Here is a 9,670-nt window from a genome sequence, read left to right on the forward strand (position 1 = left end):
TGTTGATCAGCTGGTTGAGGCCCTCCAGCGCGTAGTACTCGCACTGGATGGGGATCAGCACCTCCTGGGCGGCGACCAACGCGTTGACGGTCAACAGGCCGAGCGAGGGCGGGCAGTCGATGAAGACGTAGTCGAAGTGCCCCGGGTAGGCCGCGATGGCCCGAGCCAGCCGGGACTCCCGCGCGACCACCGAGACCAGTTCGATCTCGGCGCCGGCCAGATCGATGGTGGCCGGAACACACCACAGGTTCGGGATGCCCTCGACCGTCTGCGCCACCTCCTCCAGCGGCACGCTGTCGATCAGGCAGTCGTACACGTCGGGCACGCCGGTGTGGTGCGGGACGTTGAGCCCGGTGGAGGCGTTGCCCTGCGGGTCGAGGTCGACCACCAGGACCCGGTTGCCGTGCAGGGCGAGTGCCACCGCCAGGTTCACCGTGGTCGTGGTCTTACCCACGCCGCCCTTCTGGTTGGCGACGCACATCACCCGGGTCCGCGCGGGACGAGGCATGGTCACCTCGCCACTGGGATTCAGGATCTGCACGGCGCGCATCGCCTCCATAGCCAACGGTGGGTCATCCTCTTCGCGCGTCGGGGTTTCACGTGAAACGTACGTGCTGGCGGCGGCTCCCGTCGCGTAGCCGGCGGCCGGTGGCGTGTCGGACGGGACCACCACGCCGGTTACCACGTCCGGGGCCGCCTGCGGGGTGGGCTGGTGCGGGACCCCCGAAACCGGCTGCTGCGGTTCGTACCGGCCGGCGACGGCCGCGTTGCCCCGCGCCGGGGCCGGGCGGGCGTTGGGCGCGTTCGCCGGTCCACCCGTCGGGTCGTGCGGCTCGCGCGACAGCGGGACGTTCGCCGGCACGGAGGAGGTCGGCCGGCCGGGCACGTCCTGGCGTCCCGCCGGATCACCCTCCGGCCGCTGCGGGAACGGACCGCGCGAGTCGTCGCTCACCGGCCAACCCTGGTAGTCGGTTTCACGTGAAACGGGATCGCCTGCCGAGGGTCGCCCTTCAGGCCCGGTCACCCGTGGATCGTCGTACCTGCCGTCGTCATGCACCTGTCATCCCTGCCCGCTCCGGATGGTCGGTCCGCACCCGTCAAATCAGGCCTCCGCGTTCGCGACGCGGCGTCACACGGCCCGGCGGGAACGGTCGGGTTCGGGTGCCACCCGGCACCGCCGTTCCACACTATCGACGCGCGGCCAGCCTACGGCGCACGGGCGCAGCCGGTCCACGTCGGGTTCTGATCGATCCACTCGCTCGCGCCCGATACGAGGACCGAACCGGCACCCGAAAAGCCTTGCGGAGTCAGCGATCGCGGCCGCGGTCCCCACGGCGGCGACCACCTCGCGAGCGCTTCGGTCCCTTCTTCCGTGCCGGGCCGACGATTCGCTCCCGCACCACCTCGATCACCGTCGCCGGCGGGTCGATCACGCCAACCCCGGCACGATGCAGTTCCGGCTCGCTGCCGCCGAGCCGGGCCACGGCCGCACCGTGCTCGGTGACCTCCTCGGCCGCCGAGGCGCCCTTGAGGGCGACCAGGCGACCGCCGGCGACCGCGAGCGGCAGGCACCAGGCGGCGAGCCGGTCCAGCGCGGCCACCGCCCGGGCGGTCACGATGTCGGCGCTGAGCGGCGGGATGTCACGCGTACCGGCAGCCGCCTCCTCCGCCCGGCCGCGGAACACCCGGACCGTCCGGGTCAGCCCGAGTTGCTCCACCGCCTCGACAAGGAAGGCGGTCCGCCGGGCCAACGGCTCGACGAGCGTGACGGTGAGGTCGGGCCGGGCGATCGCCAGCACCAGGCCCGGCAACCCGGCGCCGGAGCCGACGTCGATGACGCTCGCGCCCTCGGGGATCCGCTCGGCCGCCGCCGCGCAGTTGAGCAGGTGCCGCTCCCAGATCCGCGGCGTCTCACGCGGGCCGATCAGGCCGCGCAGCACGCCCTCGGTCGCCAGCAGTTCGGCGTACGCGGCGGCCAGGTCGAGCCGGTCGCCGAAAAGGGTACGCGCGGCGACCGCCAGCTCCGGCGGCAACGTCACGTCGGCCGGTACGGGACGGTCGCCCGCCGCCGGCTCGACGAGCCGATCGCCACCGTCCAGGAAGGACGGACCGGACGCGACCGCGGCTGCCGCCGGCTCGGCGAACACGGGATCAACGGAACCCACCGGAGCGATCGGGGTCGCACTCTCCACCGGCCCCGGGGCGGCCGGCTCGCCGGAGAAGGTGGGGTCGACCGGCGCCTCCGGATCCCCTGGGTGAGCCGCGTCCACGGACCCGCCCGGCTCACCGGAGAAGGCCGGGTCCGCCGGGATCGAGGGCGGGCCGGCGACCGACGAGTCCGCCGCCGGGACGGCGTCCCCGTCGGAGAAGACCGGGTCGACGGTGGGGTCCGGCGGCTGCACAGGCGACGGCCCGGGCGGCGCACCACCCGGGCCGGACACGGCACCCGCCGTCGTCTCGTCGTGGGTCACCCCGTCAGTCCACCGGCCGGACGACGATGCGACGGTTCGGCTCGACGCCCTCGGACTCGCTCTCCACACCGCTCATCGCGTTCACCACGTCATGCACGCACTTGCGCTCGAACGCGGACATCGGCTCCAGGCGCACCGGCTCGCCGTACTCCTTGACCTTCTCCACGGCGTTGCGGGCGACGGCGGCGAGTTCCTTGCGCCGGGCGGCCCGGTAGCCGCCGACGTCGAGCAGCAGGCGGCTCGGCGAACCGGTCTGCCGAAAGACCGCCAGCCGGGCCAGCTCCTGAAGCGCTTCCAGGGTGGCACCGCGCTGGCCGATCAGGCTCTGCAGGCGGTCGCCCACCACCTCGACCACCGGACGGCCGCTGGCGACCAGCTCGTCGATGTCGCCGTCGTAGTCGAGGATGTCGAGCAGGCCTTCGACGTAGTCGGCCGCGATCTCGCTCTGCCGGAACAGGTCGCCTTCGGCCGGGGCCTTCTTCTCCCGGGCACCCGACTCGGCCTGGGTCTCCTCGGCCTCGTCCGTGGCGGCCGGCACGCTCTCCTCGTCCACGGACGCGTCGGCGCTGGGGATGCTGGTGTCGGTCACGGTGTCATCTCCGTACTCGCTCGGCCGGACCGTCGGGTCCGCTGGTCTCCCGAGGGCCGGCAGAAGTTTCGCCGGTGCCCTCGGGCACGTCTGTACGGGCAGTTTCGCCCGTGACCGCGCTCCGCGCGGCGGTTCCGGCCCGGCGCCGACCGAACGGCGGCAGCTCGGGGGCCGGAACGGGCCGCCACCGGGAACCCGGCGACGGCCCGGAAGGCTCAGCCCTGCCGCTTGGCGGGGCGGCCCTTCTTCGGGTTGACCGGCTTGGCGCCGGGCTTCGGGGCAGCAGCCTTCGGCGCGGCCGCCGGGGCCTTCGCCGCCGGCTGGGCGGTCTTGCGACCAAGCAGGCCGCCGCTCTTGGCGACCGGCTGGCCGTTCCGCGCGGCGGTGCCGGTCTTCGCGGCGGTGCCGGTCTTCGGGGGCACCAGCGGGGGGAACTTGCGCAGGACCCACTGCTGCTGGCCGAGCGTGAACAGGTTGTTGGTGACCCAGTAGATGATCACGCCGATCGGGAAGATCGAGCCCGACACCAGCAGCGAGACCGGGATGCCGTAGAGCATCAGCCGCTGGACCATCCGCTGCTGCGGGTCCTCCGCCCAGCCGGTCTTGAGGATCATCTGACGGCTGGTCAGGTAGGTGGTGGCGATCATGATGAGCACCAGGACGCCGGCGACGAGCTTGACCGTGTTGGTGTTCGCCCCCAGCCGGGCCAGCTCGTCGGCGGTGGAGCCGAAGCGGCCGGAGATCGGGGCGGTGAAGAGCTTGGCGTTCGAGGCGCTGTTGAACTGGTCGATTGTCCAGCCGTACAGGGTCTTCTGGCTGTTGCCCGGGTTCAGCCGCTTGAGGGTGTGGAACAGGCCGAGGAAGACCGGGATCTGGAGGAACATCGGAAGGCAGCCCATCAGCGGGTTGGCCTTTTCCTTCCGGTAGAGCTCCATCATCTCCTTCTGGAGCGTCTCCCGGTCACCCTTGTGCTTCTCCTGGAGCTCCTTGACCTTGGGCTGGAGCGCCTGCATCGCCCGCTGCGACTTGATCTGCTTGACGAAGACCGGGAAGAGGATCACCCGGACGGTGACCACCAGGAAGATGATGGCGAGAATCCAGGACCAGTTGGTACCGACCATGGCCTCGACCGGAACCCCGATGGCGTCCCAGGCCGAGTGCCAGGTCAGCAGGATCCACGAGATCGCGTAGTAGATCCAGTCGAGACTAAACACTCAGGCTCCAGTCACGTCGGCACGGCGGCGGTCGCCCGGCTCCGGCACCGGGTCGTATCCACCTGGGTGGAAGGGGTGGCAGCGCGACAGCCGCCGGACCGTCAACCAGGCTCCCCGCAGCGCACCGTGCCGGGATACCGCTTCGACGGCGTAGGCACTGCACGACGGGTAGAACCGGCAGCGGGCCGGCAGTGCCGGACTTATCCACCGACGGTACCCGTTGATGGGCACCAGCAGCATGCGGGCACCGGTAGTCGGCCGCGGCGCGGCGGTCCCACCGTTCACCGGGACCGCCGACCCCGGGGAGCCCGCGCCGCGGCGATGGCCGCGTCCAGGTCCGCCTCGAGCCGGGCGTAGGACGCCTCGGCGGCCTGCGGCAGGGCCCGGACCACCAGGGTGCTCCCGGCGGGCAGGTCGGCGAGGCGCTCGCGGACCAGGTGGCGGAGGCGACGCCGGACCTTGTTGCGGACCACGGCGTTGCCCACGGCCTTGGACACGACGAAGCCGGCGCGGCTCGGTACGGAGGTCTCCGCACCGCTGTTCCGCGCCGGCTCCGGCGAGGTTGTCGCGGGGTGTCCGGTCCGCTCGGGGAGGGTCAGGTGGACCACGACGACGCCACGTCCGACGCGTCGGCCACCCCGGACCGCCGCGGCGAAGTCGCTACTGCGCCGCAGTCGCTGCGCGGCGGCCAGCACGACAGCCCACGTCCCCGGACCGGACCGGTCGGCCTCAGGCCGACAGGCGGGCGCGGCCCTTGGCGCGACGGGTCGAGATGATGGCGCGGCCGGCACGGGTGCGCATGCGCAGCCGGAAGCCGTGGGTCTTCGCGCGCCGGCGGTTGTTCGGCTGGTAGGTGCGCTTGCTCACGTCAGGCTCTCCGTTGTCGTACGCCCCGCGCGGGGGATCGCCCGGGGTCGTTGGTGGTCCAGGCCACCTCGGCGGTGGCCTCCGATCGGTGCTGCCCGACGACGTGGGTCCTCGGCGATGCGGGGAAGCGACCGCGGACAGCAAGCACCCGTCACCCTAGCAGAGGGCGAGAGAGCAGCCGCTCCAGCCTACGCAGGGGGGCAATGACCGTCAAACATCACACCTCGGCCCCGATCGGCCCGGAGCGCGACCGAAGGGGCGGTTTTCACTGATGTTGCCAAGGCTGCCCCGGTGTCGACGGTTGATGGCGCGGGGTCCGCGCTGTTAGCGTGCCCGATTGCGGTCAGCGTCGGGGGTCCGGGTTGTCGTTGACAGGCAAGACCGGACAAGGTGGTAAATCGTTCGGCACGGTGAACCCGCTTCAACGCCTCCAGCAAACCAGGGGGGTAGGTCCGACCCGCTTCCGGTGGGCGGCCACAATCGGTCGGTACACAGGCTGTGGATAACTTGTGGATGACGACCGGTCAGCCGTCCGGGCGGGCGTGACCAGAGGCGAGGGGGTGGCACGACGGTGACCGGAGCGACCGACCTTGCCGCGGTGTGGACAGCGACGACGGACGAACTCGCCGACGAGATCATCTCCGCGCAGCAGCGGGCGTACCTCCGACTCACCCGGCTCCGGGCAATCGTCGAGGACACCGCGCTGCTCTCCGTACCGGACGCCTTCACCCGGGACGTCATCGAGTCCCGGCTCCGCCCGGCCATCACGGAGGCGTTGAGCCGACGGCTCGGCCGGCCGATCCAGGTCGCCGTGACCGTACGGGTCGCCGATGACCCCGCGGCCCGTCCCGCCGGCACCGTCTACCGGAGCAGCCCCGAGCCGCCCGCCGAGCCGGACGGACCCCAGGACCTGCTGACCGGCTTCGAGCAGCCCGGCCCGGCGGCGGACGCGCCCGGCTTCCCCGACCTGCGCTTCCCGACCCGGCCGGCATACGCCGAGTCGCGTCCGGAACCGCCGGTCGAGGACCCGGCCCCCCGCCAGCGCACGCCCGACGGCGGCCGCCCGCCGCTCATCCCGGCCAGCCGGGACGGTCAGGACGACCTGTTCAGCGCCACCTTCGCCGAGCCGCTGCCGGCACCCGACCACCGCAGCTTCGACGAGCCGGCCCGGATCGAGCCGCCGTCACCCGACGGTCGCGGCTACGAGCCGCCCCGCTACCGGGAGGCCGCCGGCCCGCCGGGCCCCCCGCCCCTGCGCGGCCTGCCGCGGGACGGCGGCACCGACTCGGGCCCGGGGCGTGGTGGCGCGGATCACCGTCCCGGCGGGTCACCCGACCGGCGGCTGCCCGGCGGGGTCGAGACCGGCGGCAACCGGCTCAACCCGAAGTACATGTTCGAGACGTTCGTGATCGGCTCCTCGAACCGGTTCGCCCACGCGGCGAGCGTGGCGGTGGCCGAGTCGCCGGCGAAGGCGTACAACCCGCTGTTCATCTACGGCAGCTCCGGGCTGGGCAAGACCCACCTGCTGCACGCCATCGGGCACTACGCCACCACCCTGGGGAACGCCCGCTCGGTCCGGTACGTCTCGACCGAGGAGTTCACCAACGACTTCATCAACTCGCTGCGGGACGACAAGACCAGCGCGTTCCAGCGGCGCTACCGGGACGTCGACATCCTCCTGATCGACGACATCCAGTTCCTGGAGAACCGGGAGCGGACCCAGGAGGAGTTCTTCCACACCTTCAACACCCTGCACAACGCCAACAAGCAGATCGTGATCACCTCCGACCGCTCGCCGAAGCAGCTGGCGACGCTGGAGGACCGGCTGCGGACCCGGTTCGAGTGGGGCCTGCTCGCCGACATCCAGCCGCCGGACCTGGAGACCCGGATCGCGATCCTGCAGAAGAAGGCGGCCCAGGAGCGGCTCTTCGCCCCGGCGGACGTGCTGGAGTTCATCGCCTCCCGGGTGTCGAACTCGATCCGCGAGTTGGAGGGCGCGCTGATCCGGGTCACCGCGTTCGCCAGCCTCACCCGGTCGTCGGTGGAGCTGTCGCTCGCCGAGGAGGTGCTGCGGGACTTCATCCCGGACGGCGCCGGGCCGGAGATCACCGCCGACCAGATCATGGTCTCCACCGCCGACTACTTCGGGGTGAGCCTGGAGGACCTGCGTGGTCACTCCCGCTCCCGGGTCCTGGTCAACGCCCGCCAGGTGGCCATGTACCTGTGCCGGGAACTGACCGACCTGTCGCTGCCCCGGATCGGCCAGGCGTTCGGCGGTCGGGACCACACCACGGTCATGCACGCCGACCGGAAGATCCGCCAGCAGATGGCGGAGCGTCGCTCGCTCTACAACCAGATCGCCGAGCTGACCAACCGGATCAAGCAGACCACCTGAAGTTGTCGGTTCGCACCCGCGGACCCGCGCCCGGCCGGACCACCGGCCGGGCTTTTTCGTGCCTGTGGACATCCGGAGCTTGACCCTCAAGCCGGTGGAGGGCCCACGATCGGCGTCGTGTTCGTCCACACCATGGCCCGGTTGTCCACACCCCCTGTGTCACAGCCGGTGGAAAACCACGCTCCGTCCGGAGCCGGTTACCCACAGACTGTGGACAACCCCTGGGGAAGACCCTGTGGACGACTGGGGACGACCGGCCCGTTGTCCACCGACGACGGTCTGCCTGTGGGTTTCCTGTTGAAGGTTCTGGGGACGACGTGGATCAACGCCCTCCGGCCCGTCCACAACCCTGGGGAGAAACCCGGTGGATTAGCGGTGGACAACCGGTGGACAACCGTGGACAACCTGGGGGCGACGGGCGGCTGTGGACCGGAACACGGGTTGTACCCCTGGTTCTCCACAGTCAGACCACCGGTGGATAACCTTTCTGACCTGCGCGGACGGCGGTTCTCCACAGTTTGCACAGGTGCGATGAAGACGATGAGTTATCTCTTCTAAACAACAAAAACCAATCATCACCGTTGGACTTCCTGTGGATCGGGCCGGAACGCCGCATCGGCGGTCGCCCCGGCACCTGGATCCACGGGGTCGGGCGCACAGCCGATGCCCACGCGCCCTAAGGTGCGATGGGTACCCGCACGGTCGGGCGGGACGGGTGGCAGCGGTCGGCATGAGAGAGTTGTCGCTGACGTCGACGCGGAGGCATTGATGAAGTTCCGAGTGGAGCGCGACGCGCTCGCCGAGGCGGTCGCCTGGACCGCCAAGAGCCTGCCCAACCGACCCTCCGTACCGGTGCTGGCCGGGGTGATGCTCCGGGTCACCGACGGCAATCTCCAGGTCTCCGGGTTCGACTACGAGGTCTCCAGCCAGGTCACCGTCGAGGTGCAGGGCGACGCCGACGGCGCCGCGCTCGTCTCCGGCCGCCTGCTCGCCGAGATCACCAAGGCGCTCCCCGCCAAGCCGGTGGACATCGCCGCGGTCGGCGCCCACCTGGAACTCGTCTGCGGGAGCGCCCGCTTCACCCTGCCGACCATGCCCGTCGAGGACTACCCGGCGCTGCCGGAGATGCCGGAGAGCGCCGGCACCGTCGACGCCGCCGCCTTCGCCGCCGCGGTGGCCCAGGTGGCCGTCGCCGCCGGCCGGGACGAGACGCTGCCGATGATGACCGGGGTACGCATCGAACTCTCCGGCAGCACCCTGGCGATGCTCGCCACCGACCGCTACCGCCTCGCCCTGCGCGAGATGGAGTGGAACCCGGACGACCCGGCGATCAGCCTCAACGCGCTGGTGCCCGCCCGCACGCTGCACGACACCGCCAAGGCCCTCGGTCCGCTCGGCGGCCAGGTGACCATGGCGCTCTCCCAGGGCGGCGCCGGCGAGGGCATGATCGGCTTCTCCGGCGGAACCCGGCGGACCACCAGCCGGCTGCTGGACGGCGCCAACTACCCGCCGGTCCGCTCGCTCTTCCCGGCCAGCCACAACGCCGAGGCCCAGGTTCCGGTCAGCACCCTGATCGAGGTGGTCAAGCGCGTCGCCCTGGTCGCCGAGCGGACCACCCCGGTGCTGCTCAGCTTCAGCGCCGACGGGCTGGTCGTCGAGGCCGGCGGCACCGAGGAGGCCCGGGCCAGCGAGGCCATGGAGGCCACCTTCAGCGGCGACCCGCTGACCATCGGCTTCAACCCGCAGTACCTGATCGACGGCCTGGCCAACCTGGGTGCCCAGTACGCCCTGCTCTCGTTCGTCGACGCCTTCAAGCCCGCGGTGATTTCCCCCGCCGGCGAGGATGGCGCGGTCATCCCGGGGTACCGGTACCTCATCATGCCGATCCGCGTGTCCCGCTGATCGCAACCAGCAAGACCCCAGACGTACGGAGGTAGCAGCAGATGCAGCTCGGCCTGGTAGGACTCGGCCGGATGGGCGGCAACATGCGGGAGCGGTTGCGCGCCGCCGGGCACGAGGTGGTCGGCTACGACCGCAACGCGGAGCTGAGCGACGTCGCGAGCCTCGCGGAGCTGGCTGAGAAGCTGGAGTCCCCCCGCGCCGTCTGGGTGATGGTCCCGGCCGGGGTCACCGA

The 9,670-nt window shown here is 71.4% G+C and carries 10 protein-coding genes; 3 read left to right on the forward strand and 7 right to left on the reverse strand.

Features of this window, described 5'->3' with window-relative positions:
• From ONA70_RS36755 to rpmH, 7 genes are all read right to left on the reverse strand, one after another.
• Nucleotides 1-1,057: ParA family protein (locus tag ONA70_RS36755; protein WP_319959305.1), on the reverse strand; the 1,057-nt coding region annotated here is incomplete at its 3' end.
• A gap of 250 nt (nucleotides 1,058-1,307) precedes the next feature.
• Nucleotides 1,308-2,099 (reverse strand): 16S rRNA (guanine(527)-N(7))-methyltransferase RsmG, encoded by a 792-nt coding sequence (gene rsmG, locus ONA70_RS31450; RefSeq protein WP_406601287.1) that lies wholly within the window; start codon nucleotides 2,097-2,099, stop codon nucleotides 1,308-1,310.
• A gap of 376 nt (nucleotides 2,100-2,475) precedes the next feature.
• On the reverse strand, nucleotides 2,476-3,060 hold the full coding sequence (locus ONA70_RS31455) for a Jag family protein (protein ID WP_265010121.1): 585 nt from the start codon (nucleotides 3,058-3,060) through the stop codon (nucleotides 2,476-2,478).
• A 215-nt stretch (nucleotides 3,061-3,275) separates the two neighbouring features.
• Nucleotides 3,276-4,274, reverse strand: a complete 999-nt coding sequence (yidC, locus tag ONA70_RS31460) for a membrane protein insertase YidC (RefSeq protein WP_265010122.1) — start codon at nucleotides 4,272-4,274, stop codon at nucleotides 3,276-3,278.
• Nucleotides 4,275-4,514: a membrane protein insertion efficiency factor YidD gene (gene yidD / locus ONA70_RS31465; protein WP_265010123.1), complete on the reverse strand. Its 240-nt coding sequence runs from the start codon at nucleotides 4,512-4,514 to the stop codon at nucleotides 4,275-4,277.
• 41 nt (nucleotides 4,515-4,555) lie between these two features.
• Nucleotides 4,556-4,969, reverse strand: a complete 414-nt coding sequence (rnpA, locus tag ONA70_RS31470) for a ribonuclease P protein component (RefSeq protein ID WP_265010124.1) — start codon at nucleotides 4,967-4,969, stop codon at nucleotides 4,556-4,558.
• 34 nt (nucleotides 4,970-5,003) lie between these two features.
• Nucleotides 5,004-5,141, reverse strand: coding sequence for a 50S ribosomal protein L34 (rpmH, locus tag ONA70_RS31475; protein ID WP_013736606.1), 138 nt, complete (start codon nucleotides 5,139-5,141; stop codon nucleotides 5,004-5,006).
• 571 nt (nucleotides 5,142-5,712) lie between these two features.
• On the opposite strand from rpmH, the gene dnaA reads away from it, so the two are divergent.
• The 3 genes from dnaA to ONA70_RS31490 form a co-directional block, all read left to right on the forward strand.
• Nucleotides 5,713-7,536: a chromosomal replication initiator protein DnaA gene (gene dnaA, locus ONA70_RS31480; RefSeq protein ID WP_265010125.1), complete on the forward strand. Its 1,824-nt coding sequence runs from the start codon at nucleotides 5,713-5,715 to the stop codon at nucleotides 7,534-7,536.
• A gap of 768 nt (nucleotides 7,537-8,304) precedes the next feature.
• On the forward strand, nucleotides 8,305-9,438 hold the full coding sequence (gene dnaN, locus ONA70_RS31485; protein ID WP_265010126.1) for a DNA polymerase III subunit beta: 1,134 nt from the start codon (nucleotides 8,305-8,307) through the stop codon (nucleotides 9,436-9,438).
• 41 nt (nucleotides 9,439-9,479) lie between these two features.
• Nucleotides 9,480-9,670 (forward strand): NAD(P)-binding domain-containing protein (locus ONA70_RS31490; protein WP_265010127.1); only part of this gene is annotated, 191 nt, incomplete at its 3' end.

Source organism: Micromonospora yasonensis (genome assembly GCF_026013475.1).
GTDB classification, from domain to species: Bacteria; Actinomycetota; Actinomycetes; order Mycobacteriales; family Micromonosporaceae; genus Micromonospora; species Micromonospora yasonensis.

Excerpts from the sequence above, each read along its gene's own strand:
- yidD (WP_265010123.1), bottom strand. The coding sequence starts at position 4,514 with ATGCTGCTGGTGCCCATCAACGGGTACCGTCGGTGGATAAGTCCGGCA.
- dnaN (WP_265010126.1), top strand. The coding sequence starts at position 8,305 with ATGAAGTTCCGAGTGGAGCGCGACGCGCTCGCCGAGGCGGTCGCCTGG.